Genomic DNA, 19076 nt, shown 5'->3' with positions numbered 1-19076 from the left:
TCCGCACATGCCGCGACAGGTCGTATCGGACGTCAAGGCAGAGGTACACTCTGGGCGGTGCTGGCCCTCCCGGACCGACAATCGACAAGTAGTCAGGAGAACATCAATGGTCGCGAGCGCGTTCGTGCTTGGCCTTTTCGATACCGGTGTGGCCGTTGTTCGTGCACTTGGCAGGCAAGACATCGAGGTGCACGGGTTCGAGGCGCGGCCGGAGCTCCCGGGCTTCGCCAGCGGCTACTGCCGGAGCGAAGTCTGTCCGTCGCCGATGACACACGCCCCGGACCTGGTCGAGTTTCTCCGCTCGAGGGCTCAACGGCTGTCTGTTCCGCCCATCGTCTATCCGACCTCCGATGCCTTCGTGAGCTTCGTGTCCGCCAACCGCGAGGCACTGGAGCCGTGCATGCGCCTGGCCCTGCCCGACCGCGACACCGTCGAGACGGCCATGGACAAGTCGAAGCAGTACGCACTGGCCCGGCGCGTCGGCGTGCCCATCGCCGACACCCACTCGCCGACGTCGCTACAAGAGGTCATCGCGCTCGCGCCGAGCCTCACCTATCCGGTGATCGTGAAGCCCGCCGTCGGGCACGTCTGGCGACACACGTACCGACGCGACAAGGCGCTGCGCGTGGAAGGACCCGATGCACTCGTGGGCCTGTTCAAGGACGTGTTCGCTGCCGGCCAGTCCGCGCTGATCCAGAGCCTGATCGTCGGCCCCAACACCAATCACTGCAAGGTCTGCGCATACTACGGGCAGGACGGCACGCCGCTGGCCGTGCTGCTCATGCGGAAGATTCGGCAGTATCCCGTCGATTTCGGCGTGGGGACGCTGATGGAAACCGTCAATGATCCGGAACTGCGGGCGTTGGGCCTGCGCTTCTTCGACGCGATCGGGTGGCGTGGGCCAGGCTCGATCGAGTTCAAGCGAGACGAACGCGACGGTGTCTGGCGGATGATCGAGCTCAACCCACGCCTCTGGCAGCAGAACGGTCTGGCTGCCGCGGCGGGCATGAACTTCCCTCTCGTGCAACACCGGGACTTCGAGGGCCATGCGGTCCCGACCGAGTCCTACCGCGCCGGGGCTCGATGGCTGGACGAGTTCCGCGACCTGCAGAGCGTGTGGGCTCACCGCACTCTCGGACGATTCGGGATGCGCGACTGGGTCGGATCCCTCAAGGGCGTCGGGTGCTTCGCCCTCTGGGCCGATGACGACCCGGGACCGTTCGGACGGGCCCTGGCCGCACGTACTCGGGCCCAGATCGGCAAGCGAGTCTCCCGGTGGCAACAGCTGCCGTCCCTGGGTGCGGACTAGGTGACTGTCACCGCAGCCGTCCCATGGAGGAACGCTGCCGAGCAGCTGGCACGGCGCCTGCGCGACCGCTGGAGATACGGTCGTCCGCCGGAGCGTGCGCCCTGGGCCGGCAGCGGCCTGCGCATCCTGGCGGAGGCGCCGGGCTCCTTCACGGCTGCCTCCTGGCACGAGGCGTTCACGGCCCTGTCCGGGGAGGTGGCCATCGACCTCCGGGTGTCGCGGCACCCGGAAGAACGCGACCTCCTGCTCCCCGACGCGGACGTGTACCTGACGGGCAGCGTCTCGTCCCGGATCCTGGCGTCGGCCCGTCGCCTCCGCCTGCTCCATGTCTTGTCGGCGGGCGCTGACGCCGCTCGCCGGATGGCGCCGCGGGACAACCTCGTGATCTGCACGGCCGCCGGCGTCGCGGCCCGCGGTTTGGCCGAACACGCCCTGGGGCTGATGCTGGCCTTCACGCGTCAGCTTCCCGGCGCGGTTCTTCGGCAGCGCACGTGGACATGGCATGCACCTGCGCGAGAACGGCGGCCGCTGGAACTGCGCGGCCGCACGGTGGCGGTCCTTGGCCTTGGCAGCGCAGGTCGAACCCTCTGTGCCCTGCTGCACCCGTTCGAGGTCGAACTCGTGACGTGGGATGGTCGCGACCAGCCACCGTCACCGCCTGGCGGCGTCCGGTCGATGCCGACCTTGCACGCGGCTCTCGGGGGCGCGGATTTCGTCGTGTTGTGTCTGCCAGACACTCCCGCAACCCGAGGTCTGATGGACGGGTCGGCCCTTGCCGCCATGAAGGAGGGCGCGGTCCTCATCAACGTCAGCCGAGGCAGCCTCGTCGATCACCGCGCGCTGGCGGCAGCCCTGCGCGCAGGCCACCTCGGAGGCGCCGGTCTCGACGTGCTGGACCGCGAACCGCCGGGGCGAGGGCATCCGTTACGCGGCTGCCCCAATCTGATCATCACCCCGCACATCGCGGGCAACATGCATGCGTACCGGAAGGACATTCAGGCCCGCTGCGTCGCCAACGTGCGACGGCTGGCGATGGGCGAGCCACTGCTCGGTGTCCTCGCCACGGAGCGGGAGTCGCCGCGCGACTGAGACGGGGACTTACTTGGTCAACGAGGCCAGGGCCGCGCGCACGAGTGCGAACGCCGGGGTCTCTTCGACGGCACGACCTCTCGAAGGCCCGGTCTGCTCCGCGAAGACCAGCGTGAGCGGCCTGCGGCCAGTCAGCATGGCCTCAGGCACGACCTTGAGTTGGAACACGTACGGGTTCCCCACGGTCTCTCGACCGTACAGCAGCGCATAGACCACCAGGCCGTCCGGGTCGCCCTCCAGCACGTGCAGGACCACCGGCCCGGCCGCTCCCCCCGCTTCGACGAGGCGTTCCTCAGGGTAGTCGCGTTCGGACAGCGCCAGTTCGGGATGATGGTACAAGCGCTTCATGTCGTACGACCGAGCGACCATCAACTGAACGCTGTCGTCACCGCTGCGGCTGTACGAGCGCTCGACCCAGTCATCCGTGTCGAACTCCCGCCTGACGGCATTGGGCCGACGCCCGGTCGGCGTCGACGAGTAGCCCTCCAGTGACGTTGGCAATTGCTCGACCACCGGGGGCGCCTCGACGACCTTGCGGCCGACGTACGAGTTGACGACGGTCGGCACCAGGGCCAGCGCGAGCAGGACCAGGACGGGCGTGGCGTAGCGCGACGAGAGCACGGTCATGACGGGTGAGTCGCGGGCGCGGCCGCGTCGCTGGCGGTCCGCGGGGGCGTCCCGAGCCAGAAGATGAGAGGCAGCGCGAGCACGAACGTCAGGATGCCCGACCCTTCGTGCAGCCACGTTTCCAGCACCTCGTCGCCGTAGACGCGCACCAGCACCACCAGCAGCGACACGCGGAGGATGTTGGCGGCGATGGCAATCGGCGCCGCCGCGACCACCACGAGGAGGCGCCGCCAGACCACGGGACAGAAGTAGGCCGTGAGCAGGGCCACCGTCATCGCAGCGTAGAGGGTCGAGAACCCGCTGCACGCATCGGCGACGAACAAGCGCGACTCACCGCTGTGCAGCGTCAGTCCTTCCCGGAACAGCGGCACACCGACCAACGGCACGAGATGCTCGACGCCGGCCGCCGTGAGATGCCGCAGCGCCAGGTGCAGCCGCTCGGTCACCCCGAGCGGAATGGGCAGCATGAAGGCGAGGAACAGGAGCGGGAACAGGATCGCTCGCGCGCGTGACGGGCCGAGGAAGAGCCACGCCAGTCCCGGCGCCGCCACCACGATCGAGGCGGCCGACAACAACTGCGTGTGCATCGCCCCGTCGATGATCTGCATCAGGAGCGCGGGGATGAGCCACACGAACCCCCACGCGCTGCCCTCCTCCGGCGGTCCCTCGAAGCGCTCCAGTTCGTCGCGGACGAAGTAGGCCACGACCACCGGGATCAGCATCCCGTGCGCGTTGTGCCACACGCTCATCGTCCAGCGCTCCCACAGCCACGCCAGGGTGGGCGCGTAGAGCGCGACGACGGCAGCCAGGACGAGCCAGAGGCGTACATCCGCCATGGGGCGGGTACGGACGGAACTGGGCACGGTGAGCGTCCCGGCCATCTCAGTCGCCGGTCGCGGGCAGCGCCGCGAGCGCCTTGCGGGCCGCGTCAGTCCCGGCGAACGGTCGCGCGACGGCCTTCTGCAGGGCCGCGCGAGCCTTCGCCACGTCCCCGCTGCCGCGGTAGGCCTCACCCAGGTGGTACTGGTACTCGGGGTTCTCCGGCTCCTTGGCCACGGCATCGGCCAGCTCACGGATGGCTTGCGGGTATTGCTGCTTCTTGACGTAGATCCAGCCGAGCGTGTCGGCGACCGCCGGCTCGTTCGGCAGGCGTCGGCGAGCCGTCTGCGCGAGTTGCAGGGCCACGTCGATGTTGCCGCCGCGTTCGGCGTACAGCCACGCGAGGTTGTTGGCCGCCACCGGCGCTTCCCTGTCGATCTCGATGACCCGCTCGTAGCGCTTCTGCGCCTCGTCGAGCCGGTTCATGCTCTGCAACAGCATCGCCGCGACGGTGTGCGGTCCGACGGCGGTGGGCTGTTGCCGGCTCAGCGCCTCGTATTCCTTCAGCGCCTGCTCGGTCTTGTTCTGCATCAGGTACAGCTGCCCGAGCAGGCCGTACGTCTCGAGGTTGTTGTTGTCGAGCTCCAGGACCCGCCGCAGCGCGGCTTCCGCCTTGTCGAAGCTGCGCACCGCCATGTACGAGCGCGAGGCAATCTGCAGGTACCTGACGTTGTCGGGCTCCTTGGCCACCAGCGCTTCCATGCGAGCCACGGCCTGCTCCGGCTTGCGCTCACCGACGTCGAGGACCGCGAGGCCCTCCACGCCGTCGATCTGCCCCGGCTGCAGTTGCAGCGCCCGCTCGAACGCCTGCCTGGCCCCGGCCGCGTCACGTTGCAGGAGGCGCAGGGACCCGAGCTGACTCCACACGATCGCGACATCCGGGAACTGCTTCTGCAACGGCACCATCGTCGCCGCGGCCGCCTGCAGGTCGCCCGACGCCATCTGGGTGCGCGCCACCATCAGGTGCGCCGTTGGATCCTGCGGGGCATTGCGCAGTGCATCCTCGGCAGCCACCAGCGCGGCCGGGTACTCGCGCTGCCTCAACAGCGCATTGGCGAGCTGGAGGTGAATCGCGGCGGCCTTCGGATTGAGTCGCACCGCCTCGCGCAGGCTCTTGACGCCCTCGGCCAGCATGTTCAGGTCCAGCTCGACCAGGCCTCGCTCGTAGAGCGCCGCCACCGATTCGGGCTGCGCCGTCGTGGCAGCGGTGGCCGACACGAGCGCCTCCTTGGCCTTGCCTTCAGCCCGCTGGATGCGCGACTTCACAAGCAGCGCCTCGACCGATTTCGGGTTCTGCTTGAGCACCTCGTCGATGAGCCGAAAGGCCTCCGTGGGATTCCTCTCGCCGAACGCGATCCCGGCCAGCTTCAGCTGCCCCGGCTCGAAGCCGTCCTTCTGCTTGGAGACGGCGGTGTAGATGTCGCGCGCTTCCTTCACCCGCTCGAGACGGAGGTAGTAGTCGCCGAGCGCCACCTGGGCCGCCACGTCTTTCGGGTCGGACGCAAGCACCTTGAGGTACGGCTCGGCGGCCGCCGCGTTGCCCGTGGCCAGATTGAACGTCGCCAGGGCGCGATTGACGAGCTTGTTGGACGGCTCGAGCTTGGCGGCCGCCTGCAGTTCCGCCACGGCTTCGTCGCGACGGTTGGTGCTCCAGAGGAAATTGGCCAGGGCCAGCCGCGCGGGGACCGCGTTGGGCTGCACCTCGACGGCTTTGCGGAAGGTGGCCTCGGCGACCTCCCGGTCCCCCTTGGCGAGTTGGATGGCCCCGAGTGCCGTATAGCCGCGGCTCTCCGTCGGCGAGAGTGCGACCGCCTCCTCGAGTTCCTTCAGCGCGCCGTCGATGTCCTTGGACCCGGCCGTCGCGTTTCCGAGCAGGATGCGCGCGTCCAGGCTCTTGGGGTCGGCCGCCAGGGCCTTCTCCGCACGGGACTTCGCATCCTCGAAGCGGCCCCCGAGCAGCATGATGTTGCCGGCCTTGATCTGCGCGTCGGCACTCCCGGGCAGCAGGTCCGCCGCGCGCACGTACTCCTGCACCGCTCGACGCGTGTCGCCCGTCTCTGCATAGGCTTCGGCCAGCTTGAGGCGCGCTTCCCCGAACTTCGGGTCTGCCTTCAGCGCGTTGCGCAACTGGACGATGGCGTCGTTGTACTTCTTCTCTGCCATCAACCGGGTCGCGCTGTCGAAATACTCCTGGCGCGCCACGGCGGGGTCCTTCGAACACCCGACGGCGACCGTCAGCAGCAGCAAGACGCACCCGAATCCTGCGGTCATCCTCGACATCATCTGCACCTGCGACTCCTTCGCGCTGTTCGTGTCACCACACTATATCGTGGCTGTCCCACCACGATCGGCCGCGGACCAGTGGCGTGGCCAGATGCCATGGCGCCACCCGTTGCTCGCCATCGCGGCCAGCTCGTATACGACATATCGGCGGTCGTACCGCGCGCTCCACCACGGCCACGCGATTCCCTCTGCCGCCGGACACGGCTCGACACCGACATCCGCCAGCCAGTCCGCCGCCGAGAGCAGTCCGATCACGCGACGCGTGTGGTACGGCGACGTCACCACGAGGACACGCCGCACGCCGTGCGCCCGGGCCCATGCTTTCGCCGCTTCGAGTTCGTCGAACGTGTTCCTCACCCGAGGCTCGATGACCCGGACCCGGACAGCGGCCACGCCGAGTACCCCGAGCGCTGCCGTGCGCTGTGAGCAGTCCTGACAGTTGAACGGGGTCGCCTCGACGGGTTCGGTGAGCCAGACCTGGGCACCGGACCAGAGACGGGCCAGCCGAGCCGCATGTGGCAGGCGCTCGTGTTCATGACTGCCCAGCACGAGGATGGCCTCTGGCGCCCCGACCGTGCGGGCGCGCACCAGCCAGGGCCCGAGCGGCAGGCTGGCGACGAGCAGCACCGCCACCGCGGCGATCAGCCAGGCCGCCTGGCGCCGGCGCGGCACAGACCACCGCCTCACGGACGGGGCGCAGCGCTGGCGACGGGCCCGAAGGCGGCGAGGAGCGGGGCGGATTCCGGCCGCTCCCCGACCTTGGCGTCGAGCGTCCCCGCCTCCTGCCATTCCTGCCGCGCGCGATCCTGCGTGCCCTGCTTCAGCAGCACCAGGGCCAGGTGCACGCGGGCGTCCACGAGCCTCGGCGCACGCCTGACCGACTCCTGCAGCACGCGCTGCGCCTCCTCGAGTTGACCGTCCTGATAGAGCACCCAGCCGAGCGTGTCGGCCACCGACGGCTCGCCGCGGCTCCGCTCGTACGCCTTCCTCGCCAACTGGAGCGCCTCCGCCCGCCCGTCACTGCTCGACGCGAGGACGTAGGCCAGGTTGTTGCTCATCACCACATCGTCTGGCGCCACCGCCAGCACGGCACGATAGGCCTCGATGGCTTCGGCCCGCTCGGCGACGGGGTCCAGGCTGAGCCCCAGCAACTGGCGCGCCGCCAGATCGTCAGGGTGCGTCGCCAGCCACGAGCGGAGCAACTCGAGCGCACGCGGCCGCTGCTGCTGCGCCAGACGAGCGCCCACCGCTACCAGAAGCCCGGCGGCCTCGTTCGTGCGAGCCCTGCCCTGTCGCCGCCATTGGTCGACACGCCGATCGAACATGGGGCGGGTCAGGCCCGAGGTCTCTTCCCGTTCGAGCGTGACCGGCGGCGGCTCCTCACCGAAGGGTCGGCACAGGGGGTCTCCGAGCACCACCGTTCGCCACCCCAGATACTTCGTCGCGAGTCCGAAGGCCTCGCCGAGCGAGCGGCCCGCGAGGTAGGCGGGCAGAAAGACGTGCGGCCGGGCCACGCCGTCGAGATAGGGGTCGGCGACGGCGCCTGCCCACCCGGTCACGCCAGCGCGCACCCAGTCGCCGGCCAACCAGTCGCCGGAGCCCTCGTGTCGCCCCTCGCGTTGCGCCGGACCACCCGGCTGCCAGCCAGCGGCCGGCTCCTTGAACGTGCGCACATCGCTGCCCGACATGCTGGCGCCGATCCCGCCAGGCGCGAAGGCCACCGGCGGCGTCCGGCTGCGCAGCGCCGTGTCGGCCGCGCCCCAGGCGAAATACCCGATGACGGGAGCTCCCCCCGACACCGCCGTCGCCGTCTGGTCGAGGTCGACGACCCGAACCGGTTGCCCGCCCCGCAGGCGCTCGGCGGCCGCCGGCCACCACTGGTGCTCGGGCCCGGCTCCGGGTGGCCGGGCATCGAGGACGACGCGCACCTGCGCGGGCGCCGGACCACATCGACCGACCAGCGCCAGGGCGTCCTCCGGCGTGAAGCCGTCGAGGCGACTGACGAGATAGAGATCATGACGGGCCCGATCGAAGGCCGGCCAGACGCCATCGGCTGTCGGCCGTTCGATGAACAACGGGTTCGGGATGGGACCGGGGCCGACGGTCGCGCCCGTCAGGCGACGGTAGAGCAGGGCCAGGTTGGAGTCGACGCTGCCGAGAGGCATCCGCCCCTGCGGCTCGGCCCCCACCTTCAGCGGCACGCCGCGGGTGAGGACGATGTGGATGATGTCGTCGTGGGCGGCCCGGGTCTCGATCCACCCCCTGATCGGCGCTTCGATGCGCGCCGCGTAGTCAGCCCTCGACACGACGTCGGTCACTGGGACGTCGATGACGACCACGTGGTCGGCCGGCACGTCACGGCGGGTCCTGTACGCGTCGGCCACCGCGGCGCCGTCAGGCGCCTGTCGGTTGACCACCAGCAGGACGTCGCGACGGGCCGCGTCGGCAGTGCCCGAGGCGCACAGCAGGCACGCGAACGTCAGGCCACACAGAGTACGCAGGGACATGAGCCTCCAGGGCGGACAGGCCCGCCTCCTGCCTACGATAGCGCAGCGGGGACGCTCCCTCAGCCGCCGCTCGTCTCGGCGGCCTCGTAATCGTCAGCCGCGTCCGGTGGCTCCAGTTCGGTCCTGGTGTGTTGGTAGACTGTGTTGCTGGCTGTCTTGATGCGGATGGTGTAGGCGATGGGCATCAGGCCGAGCATCGGCTTCAGCGCTTCGAGCAGCGCCGGGGCGAGCCGGTCCTCATCGTCAGGGGTGAGCGAGGAAATGAAGTGGATGTCCATTGCGTATGGCCGCGGCAATAAGGTAAGCAAAGTGCGTACCGCAATGCCCCGTGGACACCAATCGTTGGCTTTCGCTAGCATTTGCGCGCCCGCTGGGATGATGAACCGATCACAGGTCTCCATCGGCGCCAACTAAAGTCACCATGACAAATACCTTCACCCCAGAGGCGCGGCAAGGCGACTCGCAGGCGGGTCACGAGACTGGCTTGTCCGGCATCATCCTCGCCGGCGGATCGGGGACCCGGCTCTACCCCGTCACGCGTGGGGTGTGCAAGCAGTTGGTCCCGGTCTACAACAAGCCCATGATCTATTACCCGCTGGCGACCCTCATGCTGGCGGGCATCCGCGACATCCTGATCATCACGACCCCGGAGGACGCCGGCAGCTTCGCCCGTCTGCTGGGCGACGGGGCCGAACTCGGCATCACGCTCCGCTACGCCGTCCAGCCCAGTCCCGACGGCCTGGCCCAGGCCTTCCTCATCGGGCGCGACTTCGTGGGCACCCGGCGCGTCGCCCTGGCCCTCGGCGACAACATCTTCTATGGGCACGGCCTGCCCGACGTGCTGCAAGCCGCCGCGGCGCGCACGGCCGGGGCCACCGTGTTCGGCTACGAGGTCCGCGACCCCGAGCGCTACGGCGTCGTCGAGTTCGGACCGGACGGGCGCGCGCTGAGCCTCGAGGAGAAACCCGCCGCGCCCCGGTCCAACTGGGCCGTCACCGGCCTGTACTTCTACGACAACGCGGTCCTGGACATCGCGGCGGACCTGAAGCCGTCGCCGCGCGGCGAACTCGAGATCACCGACGTGAACCGGGTGTACCTGGAACGCGGCGCGCTGCATGTCGAGCGCTTCGGGCGCGGCTACGCGTGGCTGGACACGGGCACGCACGAGTCGCTGCTCCAGGCGTCGCTGTTCGTCCAGACCATCGAGGAACGGCAGGGCCTCATGCTGGCCTGCGTCGAGGAGATCGCCTGGCGGATGGGTTACATCGATGCCGCGCAGGTCGAGCGCATCGCGTCGCCGATGCGCAAGAACTCGTACGGCCAGTACCTGCTGCGCCTGGTGGCGCAGGGGCGCTGACCATGCAGGTCCTCACCACGGCGCTGCCGGGCGTCCTCATCATCGAACCGCGCGTGTTCCGCGACGAGCGCGGCTTCTTCCTCGAGACCTACCACGCGGCCCGGTACGCCGAGGCCGGCCTCGCCCTCCCCTTCGTGCAAGACAACCACTCGCGGTCCCGCAAGGGCACGCTGCGCGGGCTGCACTTCCAGCGCACCCGCCCCCAGGGCAAGCTGGTGCGGGCCATCGAGGGCGCGATCTACGACGTGGCCGCCGACGTGACGCCAGGCTCACCGACCTACGGGCAGTGGGTGGGCGTGACGCTCTCGGCCGACGACTTCCGGCAGATCTACGTGCCTCCAGGTTACGCCCACGGGTTCTGCGTGATCAGCGACGTCGCGCAGGTCGAGTACAAGTGCACCGACGTCTACGACCCGACCGACGAGGGCGGCGTGATGTGGAACGATCCCGTGCTCGGCATCCCGTGGCCCATCGACGTCCCCGTGCTGTCGGACCGCGACACGCGCCACCCGCCGCTCCCGCTCGCTGGCCGCTGACGTCAGGTTTCGTTTGCCGCGCTTCCTGACGTCGGACGACAATAGCGACCAGCCGTGCCTGCCCCTGCCCGCCCCGTGAACGCGATGTCCATCGACGTGGAGGAGTACTTCCACGCGAGCGCCCTCGAGGCCGTGGCCCCGCGCGATCGGTGGGACTCGCTGCCGAGTCGCGTGGTGCCGACCACGCAGGCGCTCCTCGAGCTCTTCGCGTCCCGGCGGATGACCGCGACCTTCTTCGTCCTGGGGTGGGTGGCCGACCGCTATCCGGGCCTCGTCCGCGAGATCGCGGCGGCCGGCCACGAAGTCGCCTCGCACGGCTACTGGCACCAGATCGTCTACAGCCTGTCGCCCGAGGCGTTCCGCGACGATGTGCGGCGCAGCAAGCAGGTCCTGGAGGACCTCGCGGGGACCGCGGTGCAGGGGTACCGCGCGCCGAGCTTCAGCATCACCAGGCAGTCGCTGTGGGCCCTCGACATCCTGCTCGAGGAGGGCTACACGTACGACGCGAGCGTGTTCCCCGTCCATCACGATCGCTACGGGATCCCTGATGCCCCGCGGCACGCCTACACGCTCACGCGGCCAGCCGGCACGCTGCAGGAAGTCCCGCCCTCGACGGTCCATGTCGCTGGCCAGAACCTGGCCGTCGCCGGCGGCGGGTACTTCCGGCTCCTACCGTACGGGTGGACCCGCGCCGGCATCCGGCGCCTGAACACGCATGAGGGCCGGTCGGCCATCTTCTACCTGCACCCGTGGGAGATCGACACCGAGCAACCCCGCCTGCCGGTCGGACTCGCCACACGGCTGCGCCACTACGGCAACCTGGGGCGCACGATGGGCCGACTCACCCGCCTGATCGACGAGTTCCCGTTCACCACGGTCGCCGACGTCGTCGCGACCATGGGCCCCCTGCCCACGCACACGCTCGCCTGAGGCGCCCGCCGCGCTGGCGGCAGCGGCCTCACGCAGGCGCGCCGGCCAGCACTGCCACGATCCGCTCGGAGGCCCGGCCATCCCAGTACTCCGGGATGCGCGCACCGCGGCGTCCCTGCAGTGCGGCGTCGACCGCCGCCGGGACCGCCGCCGCACTCGTCCCGAGCAGCACGTTGGTGCCCTCGGTAACGGTGATGGGGCGCTCGGTGGAATCACGGAACGTCAGGCAGGGCACGCCCAGCGCCGTCGTCTCTTCCTGGATCCCCCCCGAGTCGGTGAACACGAGTGCCGCGTGGTCCATGAGGCACAGGAAGTCGAGATAGCCCTGGGGCTCGACGACCTGCACGCCCGGCAGCGACGTCACGCGCTCCAGCAGCCCGAACTGCTGCAACTTGCTCGACGTGCGGGGGTGGAAGGGGATCACGGTCGGCAGGCGCGCCGCCACGGCCTCGATGGCCTGCACGGTGTTGGCCGCCGCCTCCAGGGTGTCCACGTTGCTCGGGCGATGCAGCGTGATGATCGCGTACTGCTTCGGCGCGAGCCCGAGGGTGGCCAGCACCGGCCGGGCCGCCGCCGCCGCGCGATGCGTGACCAGCGTGTCGATCATCACGTTGCCGACGAAGTGGACCCGCGCGGGCTCGATGCCCTCGGCCACCAGGTTGTCGAGCGCCGACCGCTCGCTGGTGAACAGCCAGTCCGAGATCTGGTCGGTCAGGATCCGGTTGACCTCTTCGGGCATCTGCCGATCACGGCTGCGCAGGCCGGCCTCCACGTGGGCCACGCGGATGTTGCGCTTGGCCGCGACGAGCGCACAGGCGATCGTCGAGTTGACGTCGCCCACCACGAGCACGACGTCGGCCGGATGCTGGTCCAGGTCGGCGTCGAACAGCTCCATGACACGCGCCGTCTGCACCGCGTGCGAGCCGGATCCGACACCGAGATAGGCATCAGGTTGCGGCAGGCCCAGTTCCCGGAAGAACAGCGTCGACATCCGCTCGTCGTAGTGCTGCCCGGTGTGGACGAGGCGGGCGGCGATGGTGTCGAACGGTCGCATGGCCGCGAGGATCGGGGCGACCTTCATGAAGTTGGGCCTGGCGCCCACGATGCACGTCACACGCATTGGTCGGTCTGTCCTGCGCCGAGGCAGGTGGGGCTCGGCGCGCGACCACTGTAACCCAGCGCGGCGGCGGAACCGGCCGGGCCGCCACGCGGCCGCGCTGTCCCGGACGCCATGCCGGGCGCCATGCTCCACGGATCTCCCCACCTCTGGTACCCTTGGGGCGCGCGTGGCCCCGTGCCCGCGAGTCGATCCCCAGACGCCAATCGTCCATGAATCAGCAACTGCTTTCGCGCATCAGCGACCGGTCGGCGGTCGTCGGCATCATCGGCCAGGGCTACGTCGGACTGCCTCTCGCGCTCGTCTTCGAGGAAGCGGGCTTCACCGTCCGCGGCTTCGACCTCGACCCGAAGAAGGTCGACGCCCTCAATCGCGGCGAGTCCTACATCCGTCACATCGGCGGGGATCGCGTCAAGGCGTCGATCGACCGGGGGCGGTTCTCCGCCACGACCGACTTCGACCAGTTGCGCGACTGCGACGCCATCCTGATCTGCGTGCCGACCCCGCTCGGTACGCACCGGGAACCCGACCTGTCGTACATCCACAACACGGCCAAGGCCATCGCCCCGCGCCTGCGCAAGGGCCAGTTGGTCGTCCTCGAGTCGACCACCTACCCCGGGACGACCGACGAGGAGGTCCTGCCCCTCCTCGAGACCACCGGCCTGAAGTGCCCCGACGATTTCCTCCTGGCGTTCTCGCCGGAACGCGAGGATCCGGGCAACGCGCACTTCAACACCAAGACGATTCCCAAGGTCGTCGGCGGCGTCAACGAGCCCTCGACCGACGCGGCCGTGGCCCTCTACGCCGCTGGCGTCGACAAGGTCGTGGCCGTCTCCTCGGCCCGCGTGGCCGAGTCGTCCAAGTTGCTCGAGAACGTCTTCCGCTCGATCAACATCGCGCTGGTCAACGAGCTCAAGATCACCTTCGACCGCATGGGCATCAACGTGTGGGAAGTGATCGAGGCGGCCAAGACCAAGCCGTTCGGCTTCACGCCGTTCTACCCGGGCCCCGGTCTCGGCGGTCACTGCATCCCGCTCGATCCCTTCTACCTGTCGTGGAAGGCCTCCGAGTACGGCATGTGGACCCGGTTCATCGAACTGGCCGGCGAGGTCAACACCTCGATGCCGCGCTACGTGGTCAGCAAGGTCGCCGACGCCCTGAACGACGCCGAGAAGAGCGTGAAGGGCTCACGCATTCTCGTGCTCGGCCTCAGCTACAAGGAGAACATCGACGACGACCGCGAGTCGCCGTCGTACGAGCTGATCGAGTACCTGCAGGACAAGGGCGCGCACGTCGACTACTGCGATCCCTACTTCCCGCACGCCCGGCACGGGCGCCGGCACTCGCTGAACCTCTCGTCGGTGCCGTGCGACAACGCGACGTTCCGCAGCTACGATGCGCTGCTCGTCTCGACCGCTCACACCCAGTTCAAGGACGCGGCACTGTACGAAGGTGTGTCTCTGGTGATCGACACGCGCAACATCGTCAAGGCCAACCCGGCCGGGCCCGTCACCGTCGTCCGCGCCTAGCCAGGCGCCGGCAGCAGGGCGCGACGGGCGGTCAGCCGTCCGTCGCGCGAATCTCCCCGCCGCAGGTCATCCCGGGCAGGCCCCGGAACTCCACCCGGTCCCCGTCCTCGAGGAACCGGCGCGTCTCCCCGGACGACAGCGCCAGCGGCTCGGTCCCCCGCCAGGTCCGCTCCAGCAGGCAGCCCCGCGCGCCCGGACGTGCCCCCGAGACGGTCCCGGTCCCCAGCAGGTCGCCGGGTCGCAGGTTGCAGCCATTGCTCGTGTGGTGCGCCACCAGTTGCGCCGGCGTCCACAGCAGGTCACGCATGTTACTCGCGCTGACGTGCTCGGGCTGGTGCTCGAGATCGCGCATGCGAGCGGTCTGCAGCGTGACCTCGAGGTCGAGATCGATCGCCCCGCGCGCCTGATCGTCGGCATCCCAGAGGTACGACAGCACGGGCGGATCGTCGACGTCGCGAGGTGCCGAGGCAACGCGACGCGGCGCCAGCGCCTCGAGCGGCACCACCCACGCCGAGATCGACGTCGCGAAGTTCTTGGCGAGGAACGGCCCGAGCGGCTGGTACTCCCAGGCCTGGACGTCGCGCGCCGACCAGTCGTTCAGCAACACCACCCCGAACACGCGCTCCAGCGCCCGTGCAATCGGGACCGGCTCGCCGAGCGTGTTCTCGCCGCCAATCACGAGGCCGACCTCGAGTTCGTAGTCGAGGCGCTGCGACGGGCCGAACACCGGCGCGGCCGCCCCAGGCGGTAGCCACTGCCCCGCCGGGCGCCGCACCGGCGTGCCGCTCACGACAATGGACGACGCCCGGCCGTGATAGCCGATCGGCACATGGACGTAGTTCGGGAACAGCGGCTGGTCTGGTCGCAGCATCGTGCCGACGTTGGTGGCGTGATGGCGCGACGCGTAGAAGTCCGTATAGTCACCCACGGCGACCGGCAGGTGCATCGACGCCGCCCCGGTCGGCACGAGACATTCGCGGACGAGGTCGCGGGCGCCCCGCCATCCACCGGCATCGTCGACGAGCAGCGCGTACACGCGATGGCGTAACGAGGTCCATAGCGCGGGGCGCAGCGCCAGCAGCGCGTTCAGCGTCGGGGCACGGAGCGCGGGCTTGAGGCTGCCGTCGAGGTCATCGACAAGCCCGGCATGCAGCGCCGCGGGCAGATCCAGCACGTACCCGCCAATCGCGACGCCCAGCCGAGGCGTGTCGTGGCCCCGCGTGGTGAACACGCCGAACGGCAGGACCTGCAGCGCGAATCCATCGCCGGCGCCTGACGGCTCATCGAGCCAGGACTGCGAAAGCGGATCGTGGGTGTGGTCGATCACTGGACAGCCTCGGCAGTCGGCGGTCGGCAGTCGGCAGTGCAACGAGTCGAGGTCACCGCCTCGGCAGTCGGCAGTCGGCAGTCGGCAGTGTGGCCGCGCCTGGCTCTCGGCCTGGCGCCTGCGTGGGCTGCGCTCATGCGAGCAACCCGATCCGACGAGCGTCGGCGATGGGCTCCTCGAAGGAGCAGGTGCCGATGCTGCGCACCAGCGCCCGTCCCGACACGGCGAACTGTTCGAGTGGGCCCTCGACGACCGGACCGTGATCACCACGCCACTCGAACACCGAGTGGCCGAGCCATGTCGGCGCCGTCGACACCGTGAGCAGGTGCGCCACGGTGGCGCAGACCTCCGCGCTCTGCGCCGCCGCCCGCCCCGCCCCCTCGACGATGCCCGCCGCGAGCACGAGATTCAGGAAGCCGAACATCGAGCCGGTGACCTCGATGGGCCGGGTTGGGACAACCGGCCCTCCCTGCGCGCCCTGCGGGACGACCGGCCCGCCCTCGGCACCACGCCGGACATCCGGTCCGACCTCCGTCTCGTGCCACGGCGCATGCCGCCCGGTGAGCGCATGGTGCAGGCCTGCGGTGGCCTTGGACACCACGCCGCGCGTCACGCACCCGCACAGGAACTCGGCGACGGCGTCGGCCTGCGGCACGCTGCCGACCGTGGTGCCGCCCATCCGCAGCTTCGCGTGCAGGCCGGCGTGCGCGATGGCGTCGAGCAGGCGCTCCGTGTCGACGCCCAGCGGCACCTCGCAATACACCTCGAAGCCGCGACTGGCCCACGCACGCGCGGACCGCACGTCCTCGACGCTGGTCACCTTCAGCTCGAAGGTGTCGACGATGGCGGCACCATGGGCGGCATCCGCATGGCGACCGTTGAAGGCGCTGACCTGCGCCGCGTCTGTCTGCGGGTCGGAGCCGCCGAGCGCGCTGAAGCGCCACGACGCAGTGGCGTCGCCCGTGGGCAGGTGGCGAACCGCCGCCGCGCTCACGGCGTCGAGCTGCGCCGCAGGCACCACGAACCGCCCCAGCATCCAGCCATCGCGCGAGGCGCTGTATCGCGCGTAGCTGGCCAGGGCGTCCTCGAGAGACTGTGACGCGGGCGGGAAGAGCCCCGCATAGTCGAACAGACCGGCGAGCAGCGCGTGTGAGCGGAGCACCGGCGTGATTCTACAGGTTTCCGCGAACGGCCTGTTCGCGCTCGATCGCCTCGAACAGGGCCCGGAAATTGCCCTTGCCGAAGCCACGGCTGCCCTTGCGCTGGATGATCTCGTAGAACACGGTGGGCCGGTCCTCGACGGGACGCGAGAACAACTGCAGCAGGTAGCCCTCCTCATCGCGATCCACGAGGATGCGCATCGACCTGATCAGGTCGAGTTCCTCGTCGATCACGCCCACTCGGGACGGCAGCAGGTCGTAGTAGGAATCGGGCACGTTCAGGAACTCGACGCCGTTGGCGCGCAGCGCCGACACCGTGTGCGCGATGTCCTGCGTGAGAAGCGCCACGTGCTGCACACCCGGCCCGCCGTAGAAGTCGAGATACTCGTCGATCTGGCTCTTGCGCCGCCCCGCCGCCGGCTCGTTGAGCGGGAACTTGATGGCGTGGGAGTCGTCGCTCATGACGATGCTCATGAGCGCGCTGTACTCGGTCGAGATGTCCTTGTCGTCGAACGAGATGAAGCGCGCGAATCCGAGGACGTCCGAGTACCACTGCGCCCAGTGATCCATCCGGCCGAGTTCGACGTTGCCGACCATGTGATCGATGCGCAGGATCCCCACATTCTGGCCGGCGACCGGACGCGACACGTACCCGGGCAGGAACGGCCCGGTGTAGCTCCCGAAGCCGTAGAACGAGTGAATCGTGTCGCCGTACGTCTTGATGGCGGCGTGGCGGACGCTGCCGTGCTCGTCGGTGAGCGTGCGCGGCGCGATCGCCGGCTCTGCCCCGCGGCGCAGCGCCTCGTGGAAGGCCGCGTCCGCGTCGTCCACGTGAAAGGCGATGTCGATGATGGCGTCGCCGTGGGCGTGAAGGTGCGCCGCTTCCGGCGAGTTCGAGCGGTAGGGTGTGACCAGGAGGAGGCGCGCCCGTCCCTGCTCGAGGGCATAGCACGCGAGGTCGCGGCTGCCGGTCTCGAGGCCAGCGTAGGCGAACTGCGAGAAGCCGAAGGCCTTCCGGTAGTAGAAGGCGGCTTGCTTGGCGTTGCCCACCACGTACTTCACGTGGTGGATGCTCTTCAGGCGCAGAGGGTTGTTGGGCACGTCGGGCCTTTCGACTCAAAACAGCGACTAATCAAGTCATAAGGATATAGCACGACCAAGGCGGGACCAGCCCTGGGGCCCGGCGCTCAGGCGGGAGGCGTGGCCGACGCGCGGGCTGCCCGGATCTCGGCCAGCGGGTAGTGCCGGCCGCGCCACTCGATGCCGCCGGTCCACAGCGCCATCCAGGCGGCTCGGACGAGGATCCAGCAGAACAGGAGCGTCGCCAGCGGGTACAGGACGACCTCCTCGCCCCGCGCACCATACATCCGCGTGTGCAGCACGAACAGGGCCACGGCCGCCAGGGTCACGGACAGGTTCAGCCACCAGGCGAGGCCGGACACGACACCGAGCGCCACGAATGGCCAGACGTTGATCGTCAGGAGCGCGATCACCGCTCCAGCCACCGCGCTCACCCGGTAGTCGAGGCCGGCGAAGGCGTTCTTCATCAGGCCCGCCACGAGTTCGCGGACCGACGCGTACCACTCGACCTGCACGAGGCCGCCCGAGAGCGCGAGTGCCTGGCGATGTCCGTCGTGCTTGATCGCACGTCCCAGTTGCAGGTCGTCGTCTGGCGCCATCCGAACGCGTGCGTGGGTGCCGATGGCGTCGTACGTACGTCGGCGCACCAGGTTGAAGGCGCCGATGCCGATCGACTCGCGCGTCCCGGCCACGGCGACGCGCCAGGGGCGAGCGAACAGGGTGAAGTACAGCCCGAAGGTGGCCACCATGCAGCGAAGTGGAAAACTCCGGGCCACGATGCGAGGGGCGACAGCCAGGTGGTCGAGCGCGTCGGCCTCGAGGATGGCCACGGCGCGCCGCAGGGCGTCCGGCGCAAGGACCACGTCGGCGTCCGTGAACAACAGCAGGTCGCCGGTGGTCCGGCCCGAGCCGAGTGCCAGCGCGTGGTTCTTGCCCATCCAGCCCGCCGGAAGGTCCGTCACCGAGAGGGTCCGGAGCCTCGGGTGTCGGCGCGACAGGTCGGCGAGGATCCGGGGCGTCGCGTCGGTGGACCGGTCGTCCACCACCAGCACATCGATCCGGGGATAGTCGAGGGCAAGCACCGACTGCAGGGCCTCGGCGAGATGTAGTTCCTCGTTCCGCGCCGGAATGACCACCGACACGGACGGCCAGTCGCCGTCGTGACGCGGCGGCTGCGCATCCAGCCGACGGAGGCGCCGCATGCCGAAACCGACGTCGACCATGGCGCCCAGGAAGAGCACGAACGTGAGCGCCGCCAGCCAGGTCATGCCTCTTCGGACGCGCCGACACGCCAGGCGGACGCACGGCTGGGCCGCACGCGGGGCGCCCCGGCCGGGCCTCCCCGG

17 protein-coding genes are annotated in these 19076 nt (G+C 69.6%); 6 read left to right on the top strand and 11 right to left on the bottom strand.

All coding sequences use genetic code 11. The features are described 5' to 3' along the window. The first annotated feature begins 7 nt into the window (after positions 1–7). Entirely contained in the window at positions 8–1309 is a 1302-nt protein-coding gene (locus ACIRDX_RS01965) for a hypothetical protein (protein WP_396623719.1), read from the top strand. Beyond that, the gene (locus ACIRDX_RS01960) at positions 1310–2398 is read left to right on the top strand and encodes an NAD(P)-dependent oxidoreductase (RefSeq protein ID WP_396623718.1); all 1089 of its coding nucleotides are present in this window, start codon (positions 1310–1312) and stop codon (positions 2396–2398) included. It abuts the gene before it with no gap. A gap of 9 nt (positions 2399–2407) precedes the next feature. On the opposite strand, the gene ACIRDX_RS01955 is transcribed toward ACIRDX_RS01960, so the two are convergent. The 6 genes from ACIRDX_RS01955 to ACIRDX_RS01930 are packed head-to-tail and all read right to left on the bottom strand — an operon-like array spanning position 2408 to position 8972. Continuing rightward, on the bottom strand, positions 2408–3025 hold the full coding sequence (locus ACIRDX_RS01955) for a hypothetical protein (protein ID WP_396623717.1): 618 nt from the start codon (positions 3023–3025) through the stop codon (positions 2408–2410). Then, on the bottom strand, positions 3022–3861 hold the full coding sequence (locus ACIRDX_RS01950; RefSeq protein WP_396623716.1) for an exosortase/archaeosortase family protein: 840 nt from the start codon (positions 3859–3861) through the stop codon (positions 3022–3024). Before ACIRDX_RS01950 ends, ACIRDX_RS01955 begins: the two co-directional genes overlap by 4 nt. 46 nt (positions 3862–3907) lie before the next feature. Next, a complete protein-coding gene (locus tag ACIRDX_RS01945; protein WP_396623715.1) occupies positions 3908–6175 on the bottom strand; it encodes a tetratricopeptide repeat protein in 2268 nt (755 codons plus the stop codon). A gap of 51 nt (positions 6176–6226) precedes the next feature. Beyond that, positions 6227–6874, bottom strand: a complete 648-nt coding sequence (locus tag ACIRDX_RS01940) for a YdcF family protein (RefSeq protein WP_396623714.1) — start codon at positions 6872–6874, stop codon at positions 6227–6229. After that, positions 6871–8694: a TIGR03790 family protein gene (locus ACIRDX_RS01935; RefSeq protein WP_396623713.1), complete on the bottom strand. Its 1824-nt coding sequence runs from the start codon at positions 8692–8694 to the stop codon at positions 6871–6873. Before ACIRDX_RS01935 ends, ACIRDX_RS01940 begins: the two co-directional genes overlap by 4 nt. Positions 8695–8753: 59 nt before the next feature. After that, a complete protein-coding gene (locus ACIRDX_RS01930) occupies positions 8754–8972 on the bottom strand; it encodes a hypothetical protein (RefSeq protein WP_396623712.1) in 219 nt (72 codons plus the stop codon). A 206-nt stretch (positions 8973–9178) separates the two neighbouring features. Between ACIRDX_RS01930 and rfbA the strand changes: the two genes are divergently transcribed. The 3 genes from rfbA to ACIRDX_RS01915 are packed head-to-tail and all read left to right on the top strand — an operon-like array spanning position 9179 to position 11517. Then, positions 9179–10051 carry a glucose-1-phosphate thymidylyltransferase RfbA gene (rfbA, locus tag ACIRDX_RS01925; RefSeq protein WP_396623711.1) on the top strand — a complete coding sequence of 291 codons (873 nt, stop codon included), beginning with the start codon at positions 9179–9181 and terminating at the stop codon, positions 10049–10051. A 2-nt stretch (positions 10052–10053) separates the two neighbouring features. After that, positions 10054–10587: a dTDP-4-dehydrorhamnose 3,5-epimerase gene (gene rfbC / locus ACIRDX_RS01920; RefSeq protein WP_396623710.1), complete on the top strand. Its 534-nt coding sequence runs from the start codon at positions 10054–10056 to the stop codon at positions 10585–10587. A gap of 54 nt (positions 10588–10641) precedes the next feature. Then, entirely contained in the window at positions 10642–11517 is an 876-nt protein-coding gene (locus tag ACIRDX_RS01915) for an XrtA system polysaccharide deacetylase (RefSeq protein WP_396623709.1), read from the top strand. Between the two features lie 28 nt (positions 11518–11545). On the opposite strand, the gene wecB is transcribed toward ACIRDX_RS01915, so the two are convergent. Further along, entirely contained in the window at positions 11546–12637 is a 1092-nt protein-coding gene (wecB, locus tag ACIRDX_RS01910) for a non-hydrolyzing UDP-N-acetylglucosamine 2-epimerase (RefSeq protein WP_396623708.1), read from the bottom strand. A 209-nt stretch (positions 12638–12846) separates the two neighbouring features. On the opposite strand from wecB, the gene ACIRDX_RS01905 reads away from it, so the two are divergent. Next, a complete protein-coding gene (locus tag ACIRDX_RS01905; protein ID WP_396623707.1) occupies positions 12847–14163 on the top strand; it encodes a nucleotide sugar dehydrogenase in 1317 nt (438 codons plus the stop codon). Positions 14164–14194: 31 nt separating this feature from the next. On the opposite strand, the gene fahA is transcribed toward ACIRDX_RS01905, so the two are convergent. From fahA to ACIRDX_RS01885, 4 genes are all read right to left on the bottom strand, one after another. Next, on the bottom strand, positions 14195–15490 hold the full coding sequence (gene fahA / locus ACIRDX_RS01900; RefSeq protein ID WP_396623706.1) for a fumarylacetoacetase: 1296 nt from the start codon (positions 15488–15490) through the stop codon (positions 14195–14197). Between the two features lie 133 nt (positions 15491–15623). Then, positions 15624–16652, bottom strand: a complete 1029-nt coding sequence (locus ACIRDX_RS01895; RefSeq protein WP_396623705.1) for a hypothetical protein — start codon at positions 16650–16652, stop codon at positions 15624–15626. Between the two features lie 10 nt (positions 16653–16662). Next, positions 16663–17751 carry a 4-hydroxyphenylpyruvate dioxygenase gene (gene hppD, locus ACIRDX_RS01890; RefSeq protein ID WP_396623704.1) on the bottom strand — a complete coding sequence of 363 codons (1089 nt, stop codon included), beginning with the start codon at positions 17749–17751 and terminating at the stop codon, positions 16663–16665. Between the two features lie 86 nt (positions 17752–17837). Then, the gene (locus ACIRDX_RS01885) at positions 17838–18998 is read right to left on the bottom strand and encodes a glycosyltransferase (RefSeq protein ID WP_396623703.1); all 1161 of its coding nucleotides are present in this window, start codon (positions 18996–18998) and stop codon (positions 17838–17840) included. Positions 18999–19076: the final 78 nt, after the last annotated feature.

Source organism: Luteitalea sp. (genome assembly GCF_044337415.1).
GTDB lineage: Bacteria > Acidobacteriota > Vicinamibacteria > Vicinamibacterales > Vicinamibacteraceae > Luteitalea.
Note: the sequence above shows the minus strand (reverse complement) of the source record. Positions and strands in the feature narration are given on the sequence as shown.